Below are 23,421 nucleotides of genomic sequence, written 5' to 3'. Positions count from 1 at the left end.
CCGACATGCAAAGCAAATTAATCCCCCTTTTGGCCGTTTCCACCTTGTTCGCCGCCAACGCCGACGCCGCAGCCTTCTCGTTCAGCACGGGCGGCCCGGATTACCGAATCGCCACCGGGGCGCAAGCCGGCGGCACCAGCAAGGAAATTGAATCAGCGGACGACTTTGTATTAACGCAACACACCCAACTAAACCAGGCCACGTTCACCGGTTTGCTCGCCAACGGCGCCACGCTGAGCGACATCGCCAATGTGAATTTGGAAATCTACCGGGTATTCGGTAAGGATTCCGTGAACCCGCCCTCCGGCCGCGTGCCTACCCGCGTCAACTCGCCTTCGGATGTGGCGTTTTTGGGCGGAGATTCAGCCAGCAACTCATTGAGCTACAACGTCACCTTACTAAACAGCAACGCCTTGGCCGGCAACTCGGTAATCAACGGCATTCATCCGCTGCCCAACCAAACCACCGGCGGTGAAGGCGCTGTTTCCGGGCAGGAAGTCAGATTTGACATTAATTTTAACGACGCCATCTCCTTGGCGGCCGACCATTACTTTTTCGTGCCGCAGGTGGAATTGAAAAACGGCAATTTCCTCTGGTTGTCGGCTGCTAAACCAATAGTCGGCGGCAGCGGCCCGTTCACGCCGGATTTGCAATCCTGGATACGCGACGGCAACCTGGACCCGGACTGGCTGAGAATCGGCACCGACATCGTCGGCGGCACCACGTTTAACCAAGCCTTCTCGGTATCCGGCGTTTCCGAGGTACCGCTGCCGGCTGCCACCTGGCTATTTCTCAGCGGTATCCTGGGCGTTATGGGCTTGGGTAAACGCAAAAAAGCCGGCGTGTAACGCTTCCAGCACTCCCCCTCCTACCTGCCATGCCGTTAGCAAACAATTTGTTGGCGGCATGTCTTTTTTTGTCCGGAAAACCAACTCAGCTATGTCGAGAAGGTCTGTATTTGCTTACCACCACGTAAAAAAGCCGGCACTGGGCCGGCTCTTCTATGCTTAAGCGCTTACTGCGCGAAAAAGCCGATTTCAGCGGGTGGTAACGGTTGCGGGTTCAAACTGACCATGGAAAGCTTGCTGACCGCGCCACTAAACAAGTCCGGCAACGGACCGGGTTTTGGCCCTTTCCAGAAACCGGGGTAAGGCGTTCCGCACCAACCGCCGGATACCTGTTGCAGTTCTTCCGTATTCAGAACCCTAAAATTTTGCGTTAATTGCGTGTTCATTTGACTGGCTCCTTTGAAATATCAAAAAATTCCCACCGAAAAAAGGTGGTTCCAAACCGCGACTTGAACCGATCCGCGTTTTAGCGAAGCGTCAATCAGCATGCCGTTTTGGGCACACCGATTCAAATCGCAGATGCTCTTGGCCAGCGCCTCCCTTTGCTGGCCGGAGCCAAAAAGCAATGCCTATTGCAATCTGACCGGCGGCGACCACTGATCGGTCGGGTCGCAAACCCTTGCTGTTTGCCGGCATAAGCACTTTACAAGCCTCCAGCCCTTACATCTGTGGCAAATTACCGGCAGCCGGACACAATAATCCGCAGCATTAGCAATAACGCGCCTTTAGGTTTTGTTGGGGAATACGGCATGGTTCATGAGCAGCGAGCCGGGTGTCTTGTATACCGGCCACATCGGCTGCTTACAGCACAGGCCGGCTCAGCGGAGGATATAGCGACGGCCCACGGGTATAAACGCTCTGAAAAATGATTGAAGGCGGCTTTGCTGTTCAGGCTTTGAAGACATCACGGCATGATGGCCCGCTCAACCATTCCATCCGCCAGCTTTTGCTGTAATTGATTAGCAGCGGCGAGGCGGGCTTTTAGTTGGTCGCAGAGGGCCATCAGTTCTTCGACTTTGGCGACGATGCGGTGTTGTTCGGCGAGAGGAGGAAATGGAATTAGAGTACTAGCTAATCTATTCAAAGCCATTTTCTGGACTCCAACTTGTTTGGTTTTATCAAAAAACTGATTTTGGCAAAGTGAACCATTCAAACACATATACAGAAAAAGTTTTTCCACACCTTCCCACGGACTTATCCTTGCAGCGTTTTCTGTTAAATTCATCTGGTCAAACTTTTCTGGAATAATTCCACATTTGCCGATGGTAGCGCCGACAATCGTCATGTAAATATCATCTTTAGTAATAATGTAACGACTGATTTTTTCACGAATTTCACTATCGATGTAACGTAAATCAGTGCAATCAATTGAGCCATCTTTCATGTCGCTAACACGAATATAGATATAGGGTGTTGGCTCTGTTAGAAGATGATAACCGTTTGGCACTCGTTTCCCCCCCTTGATCTCTGTTATTGTGCCTAGCATTACCCACTCCCATTCCTTGGGCAATTCAAACGGTTTTTCATCCACAGCAATCGCCGGCAGCGGTTTATCTTTTTTGATCTTGCCTTCCGCAATCAATTTAGTTTTTTCAGCCTGGATGCGCTTGAGTAATTCGCTGGCCGGTTCGTCGTTTGGGTCTTGCGGCACCAGCTTGCCCATTACCGCCAGTTGCAGCAGGGTTTGCTTGAGGGCGTCGATGCTGGCTTCGGTGGTGAACAAGGTGTCGAAATGCGCGGCGATGCGTTGCCAGTTTTCGGCAAAAGATTCCGTTCGTACTGAGTCATGAGCCTGTCGAATGATCGAAGCTTGAGCGGTATTTTTTGCTGATTGTCCTTCGACAAGCTCAGGACGAACGGTTGTGGAAGTGAGCGCGCCGAGCAAATGGCTGACCAGTTTTTCGTGAGCCTCGGCGGCGTTGTTATGCCGGGTTTCCAGTTGGTCGCACAGCGCCATCAACTCATCGACTTTGGTGGCGATGCGATGCTGTTCGGCAAGTGGAGGTAGAGGTATAAAAAGTTCTCTGACTTTTTCTGAATTCAAATTCATGACAACAGCGCCTGCAGCCGCAGCTTTAAAGCGTGCAAATACATATGGTGAGGAAAGTAGTGAATACAGATAGTCTTTATCCAGGCTTTCGGGCGGGCTAATGCGTAACCATCCGTCATGGATGCAGCCTTCAATTTTAGTTATATAGGGGCGCCCAAAACTCATTGAGTTTGTTAGCAAGAAATCACCCGGATAAACCATCCTGGTTTTTGATAAGCCATCCCTAGTAATTTTTTCACTGGAGGATGTAATGTATTTTCCACCCTGTTCAGTATCTCCAATTTTGATCCAATTCAGGCCTTCTGGTGCATCCGTAAGAAAAGATTTTATTGGGCGAGGAGAACCGCCTCGCTCAATTCCGCATATTTCTCCAAACTGAACCCACTCCCAACCCTCCGGCAATTCAAACGGCTTTTCATCCTCAGAAATCGCTGCCGGCGGTTTGTCTTTATTGATCTTGCCCTCAGCAATCAACCTAGCCTTTTCCGCCTGGATGCGTTTCAGCAATTCACTGGCCGGCTCGTCGTTAGCATCTTGCGGCACCAGTTTGCCACGCACGGCCAGTTCCAAAATCAGCTCGCGCAGTTTCTTGATGCCATAGACACTGGTCGCAGCGCCAGCACCGCGGCCCCGACCTGACTTTTTCGCGGTGTCGGTAGCAGTCCAGAGGTCGAGGTGTTCGGTCAGCAGTTGCTGAATGGCGCTCATACCTTTAAATATCCGCAAGTCAGCCTGCATAGCCCCATGCTTTGAATTGCAGTTGAAGGTGAGGGTCATCCTTAAAGGCCTGGAAGTAAACAAATTCCGGGGCCAGATCTAAGCCATTCGGCCAGCTTATGGTGTCCAGTTCTTCATCCACTCTGAGTTTGGCAAACTCGGTTTTGTCTTGCAGCACCTTAAATACGCCAGCAGTGAGCGCAGAGGATAGATCGGCCACGCCGGATTTGCCGTCATTGAACGTGACAGCGACCTTGTATTCGTCGAGATATTTAGCTTCATTAATATGCAGGAACATGGCGTTACTCCAAGGGTTCTATGGGTTTAGGTAATTGCGATTTGCGGCATAGCTCCCAGTCTTCCAACAATTCCGCCTGATGCAATTCATACCAATCCAATACGTGGCGCAAAGCGCGGCGTGGGAATTGGCCTTCTACTACGCCAGTATGAATGTTGACGGTAATTTCGTAATCGCCATATTTGGCGTGAAAGTGCGGTGGAGCATGGTCATTCCAGAACATGGAGATGACGACCCCCAGAAATCGACTAATGATCGGCATGGCTAATCTCGCTTTCCTGTAAATGCGGCAGTATCAATAGCGGCATTTTCCAATATAGCCCGGTCGCGTTGCAATTCGGGTTGTCATTCTCTCCATGCCGTGGAGAGAATTGGGAATTCAAGATAAAACTGACGGAAATTCCAAAGACTTTGCGGTGAAAACCCCTTGCCGTATTCGGCGCTCAGTTTCTCCGATAATTGTTTTAGCGTTTGCTTGCCATATTCCGCACGGTGCGCGCCGCCTTGTTCGTCTTCGATAATCAAGCGACCGATGTGCCAATAACTTTGCACCATGAGATCGTTGACAGTATGGCGTAGTTGTTGATGGGCGTGGTCGATGACCTGCCGGACTTGATCGAATAAAGGCTGAACATTGGCCGGTGTATTCATCAGGCGCTCCTGTCCGCTAACGCTTGTGCCAGTATATTTGTATTAGCTCAGACCTGATCTGACAGTTACCGTTTTTGCGGGGTGTCTGTCAGATTAGATTTGGTTCAGATTTTTTTGAGCCCAAATCTGTTTTCCATCCAGCAAGGTATCCATCGGCGTTCTGCCGTTGCACATTTTGCCCTGATGAGTTCGGTCATTGTTGTAATAAACCAGCCATTCGTCCAGATCTTTTTGGAGTTCATCCAGGTCGCTATAGAGCTTTTTGCGGAACGTGACCTGATAGAACTCCTGCAAGATGGTCTTGTGGAAGCGTTCGCAAATCCCATTGGTTTGCGGCGACATGGCCTTGGTTTTGGTATGGTCGATGTCGTTGATCGCCAGGTATAGCTGATAATCATGCTGTTCGACCTTGCCACAATATTCTGTGCCGCGATCCGTCAGAATGCGTAGAACGGGTAATGCGTTGGCTTCATAGAACGGCAATACTTTGTCATTCAGGATGTCCGCGGCAGTAATCGGCGTTTTGGTGGTGTACAGTTTGCAGTGAGCGACTTTGCTGTAGGTGTCCACGTAAGTCTGCTGGTAAATCCGCCCAACCCCTTTGAGGTTGCCAACGTAAAAGGTATCCTGCGAACCCAGGTAACCGGGATACCCACAGGGCACAAGTGGGCTGTTTCGATTTCGCCGCAGGCTTGATCATCCTGCTGCTTTTTCTCCAACGCCGCAATCTGCGCATCGCTCAGCATTAACCCTTCGGCGGCTACCTTGGCTTCCAGCGCTTTAAGCCTCTTTTTAAAGTTCTCCAGGTCATGCCGTAACCAGATGGAGCGAACGCCGCTGCCGGATACGAATACCCCTTGTTTACGCAGTTCATTACTGGTTCGATGCTGTCCATGCGCTGGCCACTCAACCGCATAGGCTTTCACTGCTAGCTCAATGCTTTCATCGACGCGATTCTTCAGATTCGGAGACCGGCGGTTTTTGTCGATTAAGGCATCAATGCCACCTTCGGCCACAAGCTCTTGATAACGATAAAACGTATCGCGCGAGACACCCATCACCTTGCAGGCTCTGGAGACGTTATCAGTTCTTGGGCTAAATTTAACAGCCCCGCTTTGTGTTTAATGATCGGATTGTTTGTATGGATCATGAGAGTTACCTTTTGTGTTTTGTGTAAGGATTCGACACCCCTATCAAAACCGGTAACTCTCATCTTTTCAAGTCGATGTGTCAGATCAAGTCGTGACTAATACATATTAGGCCACCGCGCCACAATCAGCACATCGCAAAGGCCGACTGCGGACGTAAAAAAAACCCGCTAAGCCAGATAGCTTGCGGGTTTTTGTACTTCTTTGGATTTCTCAAAATCCTTGTTTGGTACCGACGGGCGGACTTGAACCGCCACGACTTGCGTCACCACCCCCTCAAGATGGCGTGTCTACCAATTTCACCACGTCGGCTTTATTTGTTGCTAACTTATTTTGCCGCTGGCTTTTCGACTTCTTTGATAGCCGGCGCTGCAGGCAAAGTCGCATCCTGGATCGGCAAGCTGCCGTCTGCCGGCATGCCTTGCGTTAACGGTACATCAGACTTAACGGGTTCAGCAGCAGGTGTCGAATCCAATATGACGTCGGTTTTTTTACCTTGATAGCCGCTTAAGACGGCCAAGCCTAAGCTGGTAATAAAAAACAAGGTGGCGAAAATAGCCGTGGTTCTGGACAAAAATGAGGCAGAACCTTGAGCGCCGAATACCGAACCGGATGCGCCACCGCCAAAAGTCGCGCCGGCATCGGCGCCTTTTCCTTGTTGCATCAGGACCAAGCCAACGATGCCTATACCCAGGAAGATGTGAATAATTATTATAATTTGGTACAACATAAAGACCTTAATCGGATGAGACTAAACCGAATGGCAAATTTGCAGGAAGCCTTTTGCATCCAGCGATGCGCCCCCAACCAAACCACCATCAATGTCCGGCATCGCAAACAAGCCTTTTGCGTTATCTGGCTTGACGCTACCGCCGTATAAAATTTGTACTTTTTCCGCGATTACCGGATTTCTATCGGCAATCCGTTGGCGAATGTACTTATGAACTTCTTGTGCTTGCTCGTCGGTAGCCACTTTGCCGGTGCCGATAGCCCAAACAGGTTCGTAGGCAATCACGGCGGTTTCGAACGCTTCGATGCCGGCGGCGGCAATCACTGCGTCCAATTGCTCGTCAACGACTTGGAAGGTTCTGTCTTGTTCACGCTCTTCCAGGGTTTCGCCAACGCACAGCACAGGCACCACGCCTTTGCTCAATGCTTGGCAAAAACGTTTGGCAACCGACTCGTTGGTATCGCCGTAGTAGCTGCGACGCTCGGAGTGACCAACCAATGCATATTTGCAGCCGACTTCGCTCAGCATTGCTGCTGATACTTCGCCGGTATAAGCACCGGATGCTTGGTCGGCGACGTTTTGCGCGCCAAGCGCGATGGGGGATGCCGCCAATACGCTACGAATATCTGACAAATAGACGAATGGAACGCAAACAGCGACTTCCTGCTGAACGTCACCTAGACCATCAGCCAAAGCTTGAGCAAGTTTCTGCCCATCTTCCCGAGAGCCGTTCATTTTCCAGTTACCCATAATCAAAGACCGACGCATTACATCCTCCGAGCTAAATAAGACCGCATATAATATCGAGTTAAGCCTTTTAGTTCAAGCCGGAATAGCTTTCTTGACATCGGCGGCCAGTTGGTTGGCAAACTTGACCACCTCGTCTTGATCTACACCTTCTACCATCACTCGGATCAATGGCTCGGTGCCGGAGGATCGCAGCAACACTCTACCTCGTTCACCCAGTTTTTTCTCTACTGCGTCCACGGCTTTTTTGATGCTGTCGATCTCTTCGATTTTGACTTTTTTATCGGTTTTGACGTTAATCAGCACTTGCGGGTATTTGCTCATACCGGATTTAAGCTCATTCAGGCTTTTGCCAGTACGTTGCATTTCCGCCAACACTTGCAAGGCGGAAACAATACCGTCGCCCGTGGTGGTTTTATCCAGACAGATAATATGTCCGGAGCCTTCGCCACCGAGCATACCTTTGTGCTCAGATAACATTTCCATCACATAGCGGTCGCCTACTTTGGCGCGCAGCAGAGGCACGCCGACGGCTTTCAGCGCATGCTCCATGCCAAGATTAGACATCAGCGTGCCAATCACAGGCCCAAACAATTTGCCTTCTTCCAGGCGTGATTTCGCAATGATGTAAATGAGCTCGTCGCCATCGACAATTTCACCTTTGTGATCGACCATGATAATCCGGTCGCCGTCGCCATCCAGCGCTATGCCGAGATCTGCACGGAATTCCAGCACTTTGGCAGCCAGATTTTCCGGCTTGGTAGCACCGCATTCGTCGTTAATGTTCAAACCGTCCGGGTCGGCACCGATGGTGACAACTTCGGCTCCCACTTCGCTGAAAACATGCGGTGCGATGTGGTACGTCGCACCGTTGGCACAATCGATAACAATCCGCATGCCTTTAAAATCCAAATGCGGCGGCACGGTTGCCTTGCAAAACTCAATGTAGCGGCCGGCGGCATCGCTGACCCGTTTGGCTTTACCCAGTTTTGCCGATTCCACCGTAGTCATCGGCGCATCCAAATATTGTTCGATCTGATGCTCTACGTCATCCGGCAATTTGGCGCCGTCCACCGAGAAAAACTTGATACCGTTGTCATAGTACGGATTGTGAGAAGCACTGATGACAATGCCGGCTTTCGCTCTTAAAGTACGAGTCAAATAGGCAATACCAGGCGTGGGCATAGGCCCCAATAAACGGGTATCCACACCCGCCGCCGACAACCCCGCTTCCAACGCTGATTCGAACATATAGCCGGAAATGCGCGTGTCCTTACCCACCAACACGAAACCACTGCCTTCCTTGGCAAAGACTCTGCCTGTCGCCCAGCCCAGTTTTAGCATGAAGTCGGCAGTAATGGGGTACTCACCGACTTTGCCGCGGATACCGTCAGTGCCAAAATATTTTTTTGCCATACTCAAATTCTCTTGACTAAATCCCAAAAAAAAGAGAGGCCGGAGCCTCTCTCGCTTTTGCCGTTACAGCATCAGCCTTGCTCGGCTGCGCCTCCGATTGATGGGTCGGTATCTTTTTGATCCCAATGATCATTTTTGATGCCACCACTGGAAGACGGCGTATCGTCCTCCCAACCTTTTGGCTCTCTCACCGGCTTTCTTTCCATCAAATCATCGATCTGATATTTATCGATGGTTTCGTATTTCATCAAAGCGTCTGCCATTGCATGCAGAATATCTTCGTTTTCTTTCAGAATCGTTTCCGCTCTTTCGTAATTTCTATCAATGATAGACCGGATTTCTTCATCAATGGTGTGTGAAGTCTCTTCCGCAACCGATTTATGCTGGGTGACTGAGCGGCCCAAGAAAATTTCGCCTTCTTCTTCGCTATATGCCAATGGGCCAAGACGTTGCGACAAGCCCCATTTGGTCACCATGTTTCTGGCTAACTCGGTGGCACGCTCGATGTCGTTGGAAGCACCGGTAGACACTTGTTCCCAGCCGAAAATCAATTCCTCGGCAATCCGGCCGCCGTACAAGCTGGAAATCATACTATCCAGCTTACGCTTGCTAGCACTGTATTGATCGCGCTCAGGCAAGAACATGGTTACACCCAACGCACGGCCACGCGGCATGATGCTGACTTTATAGACTGGATCGTGCTCAGGAACCAAACGACCGACGATAGCGTGACCGGCTTCGTGATACGCGGTCATTTTCTTTTCTTTCTCGTCCATCACCATGGAGCGTCTTTCCGCACCCATGATCAATTTGTCTTTGGCTTTTTCCAAGTCCACCATGCTGACCAAACGCTTGTTGTAGCGCGCGGCGAACAAGGCCGCTTCGTTAACCAAGTTGGCTAAGTCAGCACCGGAAAATCCTGGCGTACCTTGGGCGATATATTTGATTTTGACGTCATCCGCTGCAGGGACTTTTTTCAAATGTACATTAAGAATTTGTTCCCGGCCCCTCACGTCAGGCAACCCGACTACCACTTGACGGTCAAAACGGCCTGGACGCAACAAGGCTTTATCTAACACGTCGGAACGGTTGGTTGCCGCGATAACGATAATACCTTCGTGACCTTCGAAGCCGTCCATTTCAACCAGCAATTGGTTCAAGGTTTGTTCGCGCTCGTCGTTACCACCACCTAAGCCGGCACCGCGTGAACGGCCAACCGCATCGATCTCGTCAATGAAGATGATGCACGGTGCGTGCTTTTTAGCTTGTTCAAACATGTCACGCACCCGTGAGGCGCCGACACCGACGAACATTTCCACAAAATCCGAACCGGAAATAGTGAAAAACGGCACTTTGGCTTCGCCGGCTATCGCTCTGGCCAACAACGTTTTACCGGTACCCGGAGGCCCCACCATCAAGGCACCGCGCGGTACTTTACCACCCAGTTTTTGGTATTTTGACGGGTCTTTAAGGAAGTCGACCATTTCTTCGACCTCTTCTTTAGCCTCGTCGCAACCTGCCACGTCGGCAAACGTCACCTTGTTTTGATCCTGATCCAGCATCCGCGCCTTACTTTTACCAAAGCCCATCGCACCGCCGCGACCACCGACGCCGCCGCCTTGCATTTGGCGCATGAAGAATACCCAAACCGCGATCAGCAACAAAATCGGACCGAATGACACGAAGATTTGCATCAGCATGGACGGCTCTTCGGGAGGCTGAACGGATATTTCCACACCATTAGCCAACAGATCGTCGATCAAATGCGGATCGTTAGGCATATAAGTCTTAAACTTATCGCCGGAGACCATTTTGCCTTTGACAGTATTATCGGAGATCGCAACCTGCTGAACTTGTCCAGCTTTGACAGCGTCGATCAATTGCGAGTACGAAAAAGTCGCGTCGCTACGAATCGCCCGCGACCCGAAACTGTTAAATACAGCCATCAACACTACGGCGATGACCACCCACAAAATTAAATTTTTAATCATATCGCTCAAGTTACGCGCTCCGGCCTGGAATGGCCTCAAAATTTAAAAACCGAGTAATTGTAACAGGACTACTCGCATCCCACCGCCATCATAGCCCTATGAACGGCGACTTTCGCAGTTTTATTTAAAACCTTTCGCCAAAATATACACTTCATTACTTCTGGCCCGTGAAGCTTTCGGCTTCCTGATCACCACACTGCTGAACTGCTGACGCACTTGATTATAGTATTCATCAAATCCGGCGCCCTGAAACATCTTGATCAAAAACGTCCCACCCTTAGCCAATATCTGTTGCGCGGCATCAAGGGCCAATTCGCCCAAGTAAATCGCCCGCGGCTGATCCATTTCCCGACTACCACTCATATTGGGGGCCATATCCGACAATAACAAGTGAACCGGTTCGCCATCAAGCACTTTATATAGCTGCTCCAGCACATCGTCTTCCCGGAAATCGCCTTGAATAAAATCGACGCCGTCTATAGGGTCGATAGCCAACAAATCCAGCGCAATCACCTTATTTTTTTTACCGACGATTTTGCTGACATATTCCGACCATCCGCCCGGTGCAGCGCCTAGGTCAACTATATTAATACCAGGTTTTATGATTTTGTCTTTTTCTTGGATTTCTATCAGCTTGAACACGGCACGAGAGCGGTAGCCCATGGCCTGCGCTTTCTTGACATACTCGTCTTGGAAATGTTCCTGCATCCACTGCTGGCTACTTTTGCTGCGTGCCATATTTTCTATTCGTGTAAAATTGCTGGGTTTTTAAAGTTTAAGGAAACAGAGTGAATCCTATTCAAAAGAAAAAGCTGAAAGCTGAAGCTCACCCGCTAAATCCGGTGGTGATTATCGGCCAGGCAGGTTTGACCGAAGCAGTTATCAAAGAAATTAATGTAGCGTTGGACGCTCACGAGCTGATCAAAGTCAAAATTCGCGCAGAAAGAGACGAGCGTGCGGCTATTAGAGAACAAATCTGCGCGCAAACCAAGGCGGAACTGGTGCAATCTATTGGTCAAATAGCCGTTATTTATCGTTTGAACCCCAAGAAATAAACTCAATGGGGAGGCATGCCTCCTCCCCATTACCAATCAACTTAAATATATTGGACCGAGAGAATCTCGTATTCGATATTGCCGCCCGGCGCTTTTACCGTCACCACGTCTTCCACTTCTTTGCCGATTAATGCTCTGGCAATCGGCGAACCCACGGAAATGCGGCCTTCCTTGATGTTGGCTTCGTCTTCGCCGACGATCTGATAGGTCACTGTCTTGCCGGAATCGAGATCTTCGATTTCCACTGTCGCCCCGAACACGACCTTGCCGTTGGCTTCGGTTTTTGTCACATCAATGATATTGGCGTTAGATAACTTGCCTTCGATTTCAGCGATACGGCCTTCGGCAAAACTTTGCTGTTCGCGCGCCGCGTGGTACTCGGCGTTTTCTTTTAAATCGCCGTGGGCACGTGCTTCAGAGATGGCCTGAATGATGCGCGGTCTAACCACAGTTTTAAGTTCTTCCAATTCGGCGCGCAATTTATTGGCACCCACCACTGTCAGTGGAAATTTTTGCATTTACTGCTCCCCTTTTGAATTCAAATTCATCCGTTAAAATGTTTTATGCAAGTCTTGCAGACAGTTCACGTCGCCGGCATCGAGTTCGCCCAAGGCATAACAAGCGGCACGCGCACCCGCCATCGTCGTGTAATAGGTCACTTTGCGCTGCAAGGCTTCGCGGCGCATGGTAAACGAATCGGCCACGGCTTTAACGCCTTCGGTCGTGTTGACGATCAACTGCACCTCGCCGTTTTTGATCATATCCACAGTATTGGGCCTGCCTTCGTTGACCTTGAAGATTTCCTTGCAAGGAATACCGGCTTCTTTCAATACCTTGGCAGTACCGCGAGTCGCCACAATCTCGTAATTTTTGTCGATCAGCATTTTAGCCAGTTCCGGCAGCTTAGGTTTGTCGGCATCACGGATACTGATTAACACCTTGCCGCTGTGACTCAAATCCACACCACACGCGCGTTGCGATTTGGCAAACGCTTCGCCGAAGGTCTTACCGACGCCCATGACTTCACCGGTCGATTTCATTTCTGGTCCCAACAGCGGATCAACGCCGGGGAACTTAATGAACGGGAATACCGCCTCTTTCACCGAGAAATATTCGGGAATACGCTCTTCGGTAATGCCCTGCTCTTGCAAGGATTTACCGACCATCACCCGCGCGGCAATTTTCGCCAGCGGATAACCGGTGGCTTTGGACACGAACGGCGCGGTACGCGAGGCACGCGGATTCACTTCCAGCACGTAAATGGTTTCGCCCTGAATCGCGAACTGGGTATTCATCAGACCGCGTACACCCAGCGCTTCGGCCATTTTCGCGACTTGCGCACGCAGTTGATCCTGCATATGCGCCGGCAAATCGTAAGGCGGCAACGAACACGCGGAGTCACCGGAATGCACACCGGCTTGCTCGATATGTTCCATCAATCCGCCGATCAGCACGGTTTCGCCGTCGTAAATCGCATCAACGTCCATCTCCACCGCATCGTCCAGAAATCTATCCAGCAATACGGGCGAATCGTTGGAAACGCTGACCGCTTCTTTCATATAGCGGCGCAAACCATCTTCGTTGAACACGATCTCCATCGCCCGGCCACCCAACACATAAGATGGACGCACGACCAATGGATAACCGAGTTCGCGAGCCGAATTAACGGCTTGCTCGACCGAACGTGCAGTGGCATTGGGTGGTTGCAACAGATTCAAACGCTCCAGCAATTTCTGGAAACGCTCGCGATCTTCAGCCAAGTCGATAGAGTCCGGCGAAGTACCGATAATCGGCGCACCAGCAGCTTCCAAGGCCCGGGCCAGTTTTAACGGCGTTTGCCCACCGTATTGGACGATGACACCCTTGGGCTTTTCCAGTTCGATGATTTCCAGTACGTCTTCCAGCGTCAAAGGCTCGAAGTACAAACGGTCGGAAGTATCGAAGTCGGTAGAAACGGTTTCCGGGTTACAGTTGACCATGATGGTTTCGTAACCATCTTCGCGTAGCGCCAACGCGGCATGCACGCAGCAATAATCGAACTCGATACCTTGGCCGATCCGGTTTGGGCCGCCACCAAGAATGATGATTTTTTCCTTATCGGACGGATTGGCCTCGCATTCCTGCTCGTAAGTCGAATACAGATAAGCCGTATCGGAAGCAAACTCCGCCGCGCAAGAATCGATGCGCTTATAAACCGGACGCACGCCTTTTTTGTGACGGACGCTGCGCACTTCCGATTCTTTGGTTTCCAACAGTTTCGCGAGGCGTCTATCAGAGAAGCCTTTACGCTTCAGCCGCAACAACTCGCCCGGCTCCAGGGTCGCCAGGGTTTTGGTGGACAAGGTTTTTTCAGTATTAATCAGATCCTCGACCTGCGCCAAGAACCACGGATCTATTTTCGACGCCTGATGAATGTCTTCAAAACTCAAACCGCTACGGAAGGCATCCGCCAAATACCAGAGGCGTTGCGGACCGGGATAGCGTAGTTCTTTGAGAATGGTGTCTTCGCTATTAGCATCGTTCAAATCGGCAATTTCATCCAGACCATCGACACCCACTTCCAAGCCACGCAAAGCTTTTTGCAAAGACTCCTGGAAGGTGCGGCCAATCGCCATCACCTCGCCGACCGACTTCATTTGCGTGGTCAGCCTGTCATTAGCTTGCGGGAATTTTTCAAAGGCAAAGCGCGGCACTTTGGTAACCACATAATCGATGGACGGCTCGAACGACGCAGGCGTAGCACCGCCGGTGATTTCGTTACGCAATTCATCCAGCGTATAGCCCACCGCCAATTTGGCCGCGACTTTGGCAATCGGGAAACCGGTGGCCTTGGAGGCCAAGGCCGACGAACGCGAGACACGAGGATTCATTTCGATGACAATCAAGCGGCCAGTGTCGGGATTGATGGCAAACTGTACGTTGGAACCGCCGGTATCGACACCGATTTCCCGCAATACCGCCAACGAAGCGTTACGCAGGATTTGATATTCCTTGTCGGTCAGGGTTTGCGCCGGGGCTACGGTGATCGAATCACCGGTATGCACGCCCATAGGGTCGAAATTTTCGATTGAGCAAATGATGATGCAGTTATCTTTGGAATCCCGCACCACTTCCATTTCAAACTCTTTCCAGCCCAAAATCGATTCTTCGATCAACAATTCGCTGGTCGGCGACAGATACAGGCCGCGCTCGCAAATTTCGATGAATTCTTCGCGGTTATAGGCAATACCGCCGCCGCTGCCGCCCATCGTGAACGAGGGCCGAATCACGGTGGGATAACCCACTTCTTCCTGCGCCGCAAAGGCTTCTTCCATGCTGTGTGCGACTTTGGCTCTAGACACTTCCAAACCAATGCGCGCCATCGCTTCATTGAACAGCGCACGATCCTCGGCCATGTTGATGGCTTCTTTGGTCGCACCTATCATTTCCACGCTGTATTTTGCCAATACGCCGTGTTTGTCCAGCGCCAGCGCACAGTTCAGCGCGGTCTGGCCGCCCATGGTCGGCAACACCGCATCGGGACGTTCTTTTTCGATGATTTTCTCAACGGTCTGCCAGTCGATAGGCTCGATGTAAATCGCGTCGGCCATATCCGGGTCGGTCATGATCGTCGCCGGATTGGAGTTGACCAGAATAACCCGGTACCCTTCTTCCCGTAAGGCTTTACAAGCCTGGGTGCCGGAATAATCAAACTCGCAAGCCTGACCAATGACAATCGGTCCGGCGCCCAGTAATAAAATCGATTTTATGTCGGTTCTTTTTGGCATATCACTCTGTATAAAACTTAAGCGGAACGAGGCTGGTTCATCATTTCCAGAAAAACGTCGAACAAGGACTCGACATCGTGCGGACCGGGGCTGGCTTCCGGATGCCCCTGAAAACTGAAGGCCGGCACGTCGGTGCGGGCGATACCTTGCAGACTACCGTCGAACAGCGACACATAGGTCGCTTTCAGATTGGCGGGCAAAGAATCCGGGCTGGCGGCAAAACCGTGGTTTTGGCTGCTGATCATCACCCGGCCGGTTGCCAGTTCTTGCACCGGATGATTAGCACCGTGATGGCCGAATTTCATTTTCTCGGTTTTCGCGCCGCTGGCTAAAGCCAATAACTGATGGCCCAAACAAATGCCGAACACTGGCACTTTTTTATCCAGGATGGTTTTGATCGCTTCGATGGCATAGGTGCAAGGCTCCGGATCGCCGGGACCGTTGGATAAAAACACGCCGTCGGGATTCATTGCTAACACTTCGGCGGCGGGCGTTTTGGCCGGAACGACCGTGACCTTGCAACCGCGGTTGGCCAACAACCGCAGGATATTGCGCTTGATACCGAAATCGTAAGCCACTACATGCTTGGTCAAATCAGGCGCTTGTTGATGTCCTTCACCCAGCTTCCAGACGTTTTCGGTCCAGACATAGGCTTGCGCGGTAGTCACTTCCTTCGCCAGATCCATGCCTTTCAGGCCTGGAAAGCCTTCGATGGCCTGTTTCGCAGCGTCTAAATCAACCGGCTCACCGGCCATGATGCAACCGCGTTGCGCGCCTTTGTCGCGTAGCAAGCGGGTTAATTTGCGGGTGTCGATGTCGGCAATTGCCACCACGTTGTGCTCGCGCAGATATTCGGGCAGGGTTTTCGCGTTACGCCAGCTGCTGGCCAGCAAAGGCAAATCCCGTATCACCAGGCCGCTGGCAAACACTTTGACAGATTCGTCGTCTTCAGGATTAGTACCGACATTGCCGATGTGCGGATAAGTCAATGTGACGATTTGCCGTGCGTACGACGGATCGCTGAGAATTTCCTGATAGCCGGTCAGTGCCGTGTTAAAAACCACTTCTCCCACGGAACAGCCGTCGGCACCTATCGAAATGCCGTGAAACACCGTCCCGTCTTCTAGTACCAGTAATGCAGGTTTGTTCAAGATTGGCCACCTTAGATGTAGAAAACGGGATAAATCTTGCGATTCATCCCGTTCCTGATAGATAAAAACTTAAGTGATTTTACGAAATTATGGCTGTTTGGTCATTAACAATTTTCTAACTTGGTGCATCACCGAGATTCCACTGTTTCACAAAGACACTGTATTTATTGCCAATTCCGCCTTATCCGGATTGGCCGGGCGCCAGCAACCACTGCACCGGGCTGTGTAAGGACAACAGGTTCAGTCAATGTTCGAATTTGCCGATTTCGGCTTGCAGTTTTTCTTGCTGCGCCGCCGTTAACAACATAAACACGTCATGATCGAGCTTGGATTTTTCCAAGGCCATCTGCTGATGCATCGCCGCAGATTTCTCAAGCAACACTTTGGCCTTTTCCTCATTGTAATCGGCAGAAAAACTCAAAGCGTGCAACTCGGCCCGCTGCGCATGCTCTTGTTTAAATCGATCTTGCCCATTACCGAATCGGGTTTTCATCAAATTCTTGATATCCGCTTCCTGCTTTTCGCTTAGATCAAGATTTTTTAAAAATCTCGGCAAATGTTGCTCGCCGTCCGCTTCGCCAAACCTATGCATCGGCGGTTTGCCGCCGCCGTGGTGCCCGCCGTGCGGCGGCTCAGCCATTGCAGTTAGGGGTAACAAGCCAAGCACTAACACTAATTTTTTCATAACACTCTCCACAAAACGATGATAAATCCAAGGACAAAACCTGTTCAATTTCGTCTTAGCCAGTATTTCAAATCAGAGGTTAAGTGCTGTTAGTGCTGTGTAAAATCAGGTAAACCCCGCTGGTTGTCTTCAGAAGCCGCGGCTATGATGATGAACACACAGCCAACGAGCGAGAACCATGCACAAAGTGTTAATTATCGATGATGACGTCGAACTGGCGGGATTATTCCGAGAGTATCTGACGCAGGAAGGTTTTAATGTGGACGTCAGCCATACCGGCGCATCCGGACTGCAACATGCCCTATCCGGCGAATATCAATTGATCATTTTGGACATCATGCTGCCGGATATCAAAGGCACCGAGATATTGACGCGCATCCGCCTGGAAAGCCGGGTTCCGGTACTGATGTTCACTGCCAAGGGCGATGACGTGGACCGCATCATTGGTTTGGAATCCGGCGCCGACGATTACGTGCCCAAGCCCTGCACGCCCAGAGAACTGGTCGCCAGAATCCGGGCAATTTTGCGTCGAACCCAGCCCGCCGCCAGTCTGTCATCAGGACCGATTGTGGCCGGGCCGCTGCAACTGTGGCCGGAAAAACGCAAAGCTGCCTGGTTCGAACAAGACCTGGACCTAACCAGCACCGAGTTCAATTTGCTGGAAACTTTGGCCAGTCAGGTGGGCCGGGTCGTCAGCAAAAACGAGCTCTCCGAAAAAGCCCTGGGCCGGCCTCTGGCGCGTTTCGACCGTTGCATTGACGTGCATATGAGCAGCATCCGCCAGAAACTCGGCAGCCAGCCGGACGGCCGCTCTTACATTCAGACCGTGCGCGGCCAAGGCTACCAGATGATCAAGGCATAAGATGGGCAGATTATTTTGGAAGTTTTTCTTTGCATTTTGGCTGGCTCTATTAACCGCGGGCATCGGTGTGGGTACAGCCGTCTGGCTCAGACACTCCGCGCAGCAAAACCAGTCGGCCAAGTCAGCCGATGTCGTCGATGTCAGACGCGCCTCGCTAGTCAAGCTGGCCGCCAGCACCCTGCCGCATGGCGGCGTCAAGGGCTTGCACGATTTTATTCAGACCTTGCAAAACACCCGTTTTCCACCGATATACGCGGTAGACGATACGGATCGGGAATTACTGGGCAGACCCTTAGCGACAGAGGTATTGCAGCAGGCCAGAGCCTTACAGCGAAAAAACGCCTACCCGGATGCTATCCAAATGATTGCAGCCGACGACGGCCAACACTATTTACTATTCGTTCCGCTACCGGAGCACGGCTTTGGTGGCCTGTTCAGGCCGTCATTTCCAGGTAATCCCGGACTGCCTGCATTTGGCTTCGACGGCTCCATGCTAGGAGACCGGCCACCACCACCGAGCGGTAATCCAGAGGATCACGGCCCTCGCCCGCACCGCGAACCGCCCGCGCCGATTTTACCGATAGTCTCCGGCTGCTTGGCCAGCCTGCTGTTCAGCGGACTGTTGGCCTGGTATTTCGCCAAACCCATCCGCAGCCTGCGCGACGCTTTAAGCGCTGTCGCTCAAGGCCGGCTAAATACCCGCATCGGCAATGCAATGGGTAGACGGAGCGACGAATTGGCGGACCTGGGTCGTGACTTTGACCATATGGCGCAACAAATCTGCTCGCTAATCAGTGCCCAGCAACATCTGCTGCACGATGTATCCCACGAACTTCGCTCGCCGTTGGCGCGTATCCAAGCCGCTATCGGCCTAGCCCAACAACAACCGGAAAAATTGCCGACCACGCTGGAACGCATCGAACGGGAATCGCAACGAATCAGCGATTTGGTCGGCGAACTATTGATGCTATCTAAGCTGGAAGCCGGCGTTGCGCCAGGAAAACTAGATGCTATCAATCTCGACGACCTACTGGCCGACATTGTCGCCGACGTGCGTTTCGAGGCGGAACCGAAACGTATCGCATTGAGGTATCTCGGCGATGTTGACGTGGAGGTCGAATGCCAAAGCGAACTATTACATCGCGCTATCGAAAACGTGCTGCGTAACGCCGTGCAACACTGTCAAGCCGACGGCACGGTATTCGTTGCCGCCGATTTTGATAGCGCTAATCGTCACTTAAGAATTCGGGTGGACGATGACGGCCCTGGGGTACCCGATCAGGATTTGACGGCCATTTTTCAGCCGTTTTTCCGCAGTGGTCAAGCACAAAAACCGCACAGCACCGGCCTGGGACTCACCATCGCGCATCGAGCCGTCGAGGCGCATGGTGGCAGCATCAGCGCTAGCAACCGGCTGCAAGGCGGTTTAAGCGTGGCGATCGAGATCCCGTTTCCAACGCGACAAACAAATTAGAGGTACATATGCTGAAATTAAAACACCGGATTACCGTCGCGCTGGCGGTTTTATTGGCGGCAGCAACTTTTCATGCCGACGCCGGCCCACACCATCACGGCGGTGGACATTTTGGCGGCCATTTTCATCCTGGCTTCGGCTTCTACTTCGGCGCTCCAGTGTATCCCAGACCCTTTTATCCGACATATCCCTACTACCCGGCGTATCCCTATTACCCGCGGGAAATTATCACCGTACCGGTGGAACCGCCAGTCTATATCGAGCGCGAACGCAGCCAGCCTCAGAACGCCCCTTTAGCAGAAGGCTATTGGTATTACTGTAACGATCCGGCTGGCTACTATCCTTACGTAAAGGACTGTGCGAATGGCTGGCAACAAGTTGAGCCGACGCCACAAAATTAGCAGGAGACCGCAAACATGAACAGTAAAACCCCAATAGCAGGAATCTGCGTGGCACTGGCCTTGAGCGGCTGCGCCCATATGCCTTCGGGCCCGAGTGTGATGGCGCTGCCCGGCACCGGCTTATCATTCGAACAATTTCGCCAGGATGATTATCAATGCCAGCAATACGCAGCCGGACAAGTGGGGACCACACCGAATCAGGCCAGCACCGATAGCCAAATCGGCAGTGCCGCAGTCGGCACGGCAGTGGGAGCGGCCGCTGGCGCCGCTATTGGTGGAGGCGGTGGAGCGGCAATCGGCGCGGGCACGGGATTAGTGGCCGGCACTATCGTCGGCAGCGGCGAATCAAGACGCTCCGGTTATGCCACCCAACAAGGTTACGACAATGCCTATGTGCAATGTATGTATGCCAAGGGCCACCGGGTGCCGGTATCCGGACAGTTTTCTTACCAATCGCCGGCGCCAAAAGCCTCACAACCCAGCATTCCGCCACCACCGCCCGGCTTGCCACCACCACCTCCTTACCAATAACCAGCAGGAAGGGCTTGCGTAACTAAAAACTCATCCGCAAGCCCGCTTCCAGAATGTGGTCGGAAATATTGGTTTGGCCCAAGCGGGTTTCATAACGCACGAACCCTGAGCCGCCATTGGGCAATGTAGCGCTGAGCGAACCGCCGAGGTTGACATAATCGCGGTCGGGCTCGCCGGTTTGAATCGTAAAATTACCCTGCCCCGGCTCGGCCTGAGCCAAGCGCATGTGAATCAGCCGGTTGTCGTTAAGGTATTGATGCTCCCATTCCACGCGCACGGCCGGCGTGAATACGCCCCATGAGGTGCTGAGCGCATAACTGATTTGGGTACCGAGATTGCTGACGAAAGAATGATTGATTTGCTCGCCGGTGATGATGTCGAAACCGTTGCCGCTGTGCTCTTGGTATTGGGCGATATTCATGCCCAGATACTCTAAACGCAGATAAGGGCCAATGGCCCACTCGTCCCAATTGAAGTCTTTGCCGCTGCTTAATGCAAAACCGTATTGATTGCCGGTGGTTGTGGATGCGGATTGGCCGGCGAATCCGGAAAAGGCGTATTGGCGGTTAAAGGCATAGTCATTACCGCCGTAATTTCCCACCCAATCCAGATAAATATCCTCGGGCAGATAATAGCTGCCGTATAGTGCGCCCAGATAAGTATCGCTGCTCATATTGCCGGCCGAATCGGCATATTGGGTGGAAGAATGCGTGTAGTTAAACGCGGCACCAACCACCAATTTGTCGCTTAGCCGATAATCCGCGCCGCCCGTTACGGTGCGCGCTTGCGAATCAAAGCCGCGATCCCACGCATCACCGCGCAGATTGGCAAAATTAAAGCGGGTTTGTAAAAACACACCCAGCGGCGAATCTCGGAACAACTCGTCATCGCCCGCCGCGCCGCCTAGCCCCTGAGAGCTCGCGGGGTTGGCGGATAATTGGATCCCGTTAAAATTCACCGACAAAGGCGCACCGCCGCCGCCAGCGCGTAAGCTCGCCAATCGGGTCAGCGGGCCATCCATGCGCGTTGCGCCCAATTTCACCGGCCCGGCCATCTGGCTCGGCACCTGATCCGGCGTTAATGCTGCAACAGCGGTGGTTTGCTGTTCCGGACTGAGCGCTTGCAGTTGCAGGCACCGGGTAGCCAAAATCCCGCTTGGCGTAGCACAAGCCTCGTTCAAGGCGGGCGCGAAAGTCTGCTGGTTAAAGGTTAATTCCGGTGAGGTGCTGGTTTCGGTCGTAAAAGGTTGCAGACTCCAGGGTGCCAATTGGCCTCGACCGCCACCGAAACTGCGTATCGCTCCCAATAAGTATTGGTTTTCCGGCAGATTGGGATCGATGTAAATGTTGTAGTCGCTGCTAATGCTGCTTAATTGGTTCACGCCATCCGCCAATACCAGTCGACTGGCATACAATGCGGCGCCCGGCGTGCTATTGCCATCGACCAAGCTCAAACCGTTGCCGCTCGCTACCGTTACAGAACCCCAGGCAAAATTATTGACCGCACCGGCAGTGGTCTGCCCCTGATCGCTACCCACCAAGCTCATCGCATGCTGCGTCGCGCTCGGGCCGCTGAAAACCAGATCGGCATTTGCGGTATCCCACAGAGTATTTTGCGTGCTGGCATTAATAAAATCGCCGGTTACGATGAAAACATCGCCGGCACCGCCCACCAAATAACCGCTGGCACCTATGGACAGATTGTTGAATTGATTGATCGACGGGTCGCTCTCATAGCGGCCGTTATTCGTGAAGTTACCGGTAAACGCCACCGAGGTATTTACCGTTCTGAAAACTCCGTCGTTACTGACATTGCCATCAAACCGATGCGTGTTGTTACCGGAAATATCGACGCGCCCTTGCCCGCTGTTATAGAAATCGCCGGTCCCGGTAATTAGGCCGGTTTGCGCCAGATTGAATTGGCCGGTATTGCTTATAGTGCCGGTATTGTTCAGCACGCCGTGATTGCTGAAAGTACCTTGGTTACTCAGTTGCCCGGCGTTGCCGAAATTTCCCTGATTGACCAGTGCGCCGGCGTTTGTCAGCGTATTGCCTGCTACATTGTCGATGCTGCCGCTATTGACCATCTGTCCGGCATTCTCGATTACACCTTGGTTGTTGATGGCGCCGAAATTGGCGAAAACGCCTGAGCCATGACTGAACGTGGCGCTGTTATTGACTAATGTGCCATAGTTGTTGAAATCGCCGCCGGTGTTGTAATAGTAACCGGGCAGAGTGCTGAAACTGTCATTCGCACTAATAGAACTAACGGCTATAGGTGTGACAGTCACCTGAAAAGGCGCGAAACCGGATATGCCATTCTGGTCTTTCCCAAACCCTCCGGCAGTATTCGGTTGGTAAACATAGTCCAGCGTTGCGCCGAGACCGATAAAGTAAGTCCCGGGCGTTTTAGGGGCCGTGAGTTGACCGGAAAACGATCCGCTCAGGCTACCGAAACCGGGACCGATTCCGCCGGAGTAAAACCCGGCCGAGCCAGCCTGTGCCGGGGCAATCCAAGCGGTATAAAGCTGGATAATGCAGCCTGGGCAGTAACTGGTGTCGCCTTCCTGGATGCTGTAACCACCCGCCAAATTAACGGTGGCCCCCGAACCTACCGTTGCCGAGTTTCCGGCAAAACTCCCCCGGTCTGCGCCGGCAAAGAACGGCTGAGTAATCGTGACATTACGCCCAATCACCGACCAGGACACATCGGATGACAACGCATCGGCTAGCGCAGACCCGGAGGCGCAAGCCAACAAGCCAATCCGTATCGGACCCTTTAATTTCATCACACTGTTAATTTGCTATGCGCTTGGATTGCGGGATTTGAAGAACTATGCACATAAGGTTAGCCGAATCATTCAACAAAACAACCGCATCGTTAGTTACTCTCAACGATG

21 protein-coding genes, 1 tRNA gene and 1 pseudogene are annotated in these 23,421 nt (G+C 52.1%); 6 read left to right on the top strand and 17 right to left on the bottom strand.

What is annotated here, in order from left to right:
- Nucleotides 1–5: 5 nt before the first annotated feature.
- Nucleotides 6–848, top strand: a complete 843-nt coding sequence (locus ACMXD4_RS06550) for a PEP-CTERM sorting domain-containing protein (RefSeq protein ID WP_415880213.1) — start codon at nucleotides 6–8, stop codon at nucleotides 846–848.
- Between the two features lie 167 nt (nucleotides 849–1,015).
- On the opposite strand, the gene ACMXD4_RS06545 is transcribed toward ACMXD4_RS06550, so the two are convergent.
- The 12 genes and pseudogenes from ACMXD4_RS06545 to rlmE form a co-directional block, all read right to left on the bottom strand.
- Nucleotides 1,016–1,234: a ComC/BlpC family leader-containing pheromone/bacteriocin gene (locus tag ACMXD4_RS06545; RefSeq protein ID WP_415880212.1), complete on the bottom strand. Its 219-nt coding sequence runs from the start codon at nucleotides 1,232–1,234 to the stop codon at nucleotides 1,016–1,018.
- A gap of 518 nt (nucleotides 1,235–1,752) precedes the next feature.
- Nucleotides 1,753–3,606, bottom strand: coding sequence for a restriction endonuclease subunit S (locus ACMXD4_RS06540; protein ID WP_415880211.1), 1,854 nt, complete (start codon nucleotides 3,604–3,606; stop codon nucleotides 1,753–1,755).
- Between the two features lie 19 nt (nucleotides 3,607–3,625).
- The gene (locus ACMXD4_RS06535) at nucleotides 3,626–3,913 is read right to left on the bottom strand and encodes a DUF2442 domain-containing protein (protein ID WP_033155599.1); all 288 of its coding nucleotides are present in this window, start codon (nucleotides 3,911–3,913) and stop codon (nucleotides 3,626–3,628) included.
- A 4-nt stretch (nucleotides 3,914–3,917) separates the two neighbouring features.
- Nucleotides 3,918–4,175: a DUF4160 domain-containing protein gene (locus tag ACMXD4_RS06530; RefSeq protein ID WP_033155600.1), complete on the bottom strand. Its 258-nt coding sequence runs from the start codon at nucleotides 4,173–4,175 to the stop codon at nucleotides 3,918–3,920.
- An 83-nt stretch (nucleotides 4,176–4,258) separates the two neighbouring features.
- The gene (locus ACMXD4_RS06525) at nucleotides 4,259–4,564 is read right to left on the bottom strand and encodes a DUF1016 N-terminal domain-containing protein (protein ID WP_415880210.1); all 306 of its coding nucleotides are present in this window, start codon (nucleotides 4,562–4,564) and stop codon (nucleotides 4,259–4,261) included.
- Nucleotides 4,565–4,657: 93 nt separating this feature from the next.
- A pseudogene (locus ACMXD4_RS06520) lies at nucleotides 4,658–5,714 on the bottom strand (IS481 family transposase).
- Between the two features lie 225 nt (nucleotides 5,715–5,939).
- Nucleotides 5,940–6,024, bottom strand: a tRNA-Leu gene (locus tag ACMXD4_RS06515).
- Nucleotides 6,025–6,040: 16 nt separating this feature from the next.
- The gene (gene secG, locus ACMXD4_RS06510) at nucleotides 6,041–6,442 is read right to left on the bottom strand and encodes a preprotein translocase subunit SecG (protein ID WP_171696150.1); all 402 of its coding nucleotides are present in this window, start codon (nucleotides 6,440–6,442) and stop codon (nucleotides 6,041–6,043) included.
- Nucleotides 6,443–6,463: 21 nt separating this feature from the next.
- Nucleotides 6,464–7,210: a triose-phosphate isomerase gene (gene tpiA / locus ACMXD4_RS06505; protein WP_205451076.1), complete on the bottom strand. Its 747-nt coding sequence runs from the start codon at nucleotides 7,208–7,210 to the stop codon at nucleotides 6,464–6,466.
- Between the two features lie 54 nt (nucleotides 7,211–7,264).
- Entirely contained in the window at nucleotides 7,265–8,605 is a 1,341-nt protein-coding gene (gene glmM, locus ACMXD4_RS06500) for a phosphoglucosamine mutase (protein ID WP_033155614.1), read from the bottom strand.
- 71 nt (nucleotides 8,606–8,676) lie between these two features.
- Nucleotides 8,677–10,596 carry an ATP-dependent zinc metalloprotease FtsH gene (gene ftsH / locus ACMXD4_RS06495; protein ID WP_205451079.1) on the bottom strand — a complete coding sequence of 640 codons (1,920 nt, stop codon included), beginning with the start codon at nucleotides 10,594–10,596 and terminating at the stop codon, nucleotides 8,677–8,679.
- Nucleotides 10,597–10,716: 120 nt separating this feature from the next.
- On the bottom strand, nucleotides 10,717–11,334 hold the full coding sequence (gene rlmE / locus ACMXD4_RS06490) for a 23S rRNA (uridine(2552)-2'-O)-methyltransferase RlmE (RefSeq protein WP_415880209.1): 618 nt from the start codon (nucleotides 11,332–11,334) through the stop codon (nucleotides 10,717–10,719).
- Between the two features lie 50 nt (nucleotides 11,335–11,384).
- Between rlmE and yhbY the strand changes: the two genes are divergently transcribed.
- On the top strand, nucleotides 11,385–11,651 hold the full coding sequence (gene yhbY / locus ACMXD4_RS06485) for a ribosome assembly RNA-binding protein YhbY (RefSeq protein WP_205451089.1): 267 nt from the start codon (nucleotides 11,385–11,387) through the stop codon (nucleotides 11,649–11,651).
- A 41-nt stretch (nucleotides 11,652–11,692) separates the two neighbouring features.
- Here the strand turns inward: yhbY and greA are convergent, their stop codons facing one another.
- From greA to ACMXD4_RS06465, 4 genes are all read right to left on the bottom strand, one after another.
- Complete coding sequence (gene greA, locus ACMXD4_RS06480; RefSeq protein ID WP_020485125.1) at nucleotides 11,693–12,169, bottom strand: transcription elongation factor GreA; 477 nt, start codon at nucleotides 12,167–12,169, stop codon at nucleotides 11,693–11,695.
- Between the two features lie 33 nt (nucleotides 12,170–12,202).
- The gene (gene carB, locus ACMXD4_RS06475) at nucleotides 12,203–15,418 is read right to left on the bottom strand and encodes a carbamoyl-phosphate synthase large subunit (protein WP_415880208.1); all 3,216 of its coding nucleotides are present in this window, start codon (nucleotides 15,416–15,418) and stop codon (nucleotides 12,203–12,205) included.
- A 17-nt stretch (nucleotides 15,419–15,435) separates the two neighbouring features.
- Complete coding sequence (gene carA / locus ACMXD4_RS06470) at nucleotides 15,436–16,569, bottom strand: glutamine-hydrolyzing carbamoyl-phosphate synthase small subunit (protein WP_415880207.1); 1,134 nt, start codon at nucleotides 16,567–16,569, stop codon at nucleotides 15,436–15,438.
- A gap of 244 nt (nucleotides 16,570–16,813) precedes the next feature.
- A complete protein-coding gene (locus ACMXD4_RS06465) occupies nucleotides 16,814–17,254 on the bottom strand; it encodes a Spy/CpxP family protein refolding chaperone (RefSeq protein WP_415880206.1) in 441 nt (146 codons plus the stop codon).
- 178 nt (nucleotides 17,255–17,432) lie between these two features.
- Here ACMXD4_RS06465 and ACMXD4_RS06460 point away from each other — a divergent pair, with 178 nt between their 5' ends.
- The 4 genes from ACMXD4_RS06460 to ACMXD4_RS06445 are packed head-to-tail and all read left to right on the top strand — an operon-like array spanning nucleotide 17,433 to nucleotide 20,522.
- Nucleotides 17,433–18,116 carry a response regulator gene (locus tag ACMXD4_RS06460; RefSeq protein WP_415880205.1) on the top strand — a complete coding sequence of 228 codons (684 nt, stop codon included), beginning with the start codon at nucleotides 17,433–17,435 and terminating at the stop codon, nucleotides 18,114–18,116.
- 1 nt (nucleotide 18,117) lies between these two features.
- On the top strand, nucleotides 18,118–19,590 hold the full coding sequence (locus tag ACMXD4_RS06455; protein ID WP_415880204.1) for a sensor histidine kinase: 1,473 nt from the start codon (nucleotides 18,118–18,120) through the stop codon (nucleotides 19,588–19,590).
- Nucleotides 19,591–19,598: 8 nt separating this feature from the next.
- Nucleotides 19,599–19,991, top strand: coding sequence for a hypothetical protein (locus ACMXD4_RS06450; RefSeq protein ID WP_415880203.1), 393 nt, complete (start codon nucleotides 19,599–19,601; stop codon nucleotides 19,989–19,991).
- A gap of 15 nt (nucleotides 19,992–20,006) precedes the next feature.
- Nucleotides 20,007–20,522 carry a hypothetical protein gene (locus tag ACMXD4_RS06445; RefSeq protein ID WP_415880202.1) on the top strand — a complete coding sequence of 172 codons (516 nt, stop codon included), beginning with the start codon at nucleotides 20,007–20,009 and terminating at the stop codon, nucleotides 20,520–20,522.
- A gap of 22 nt (nucleotides 20,523–20,544) precedes the next feature.
- Here the strand turns inward: ACMXD4_RS06445 and ACMXD4_RS06440 are convergent, their stop codons facing one another.
- Nucleotides 20,545–23,310: an autotransporter domain-containing protein gene (locus ACMXD4_RS06440; RefSeq protein ID WP_415880201.1), complete on the bottom strand. Its 2,766-nt coding sequence runs from the start codon at nucleotides 23,308–23,310 to the stop codon at nucleotides 20,545–20,547.
- Nucleotides 23,311–23,421: the final 111 nt, after the last annotated feature.

This window comes from Methylomonas sp. TEB, from assembly GCF_047777895.1.
GTDB lineage: Bacteria > Pseudomonadota > Gammaproteobacteria > Methylococcales > Methylomonadaceae > Methylomonas.
The sequence above is the reverse complement of the archived record's forward strand: the minus strand, read 5'-3'. Positions and strand labels throughout refer to the sequence as shown.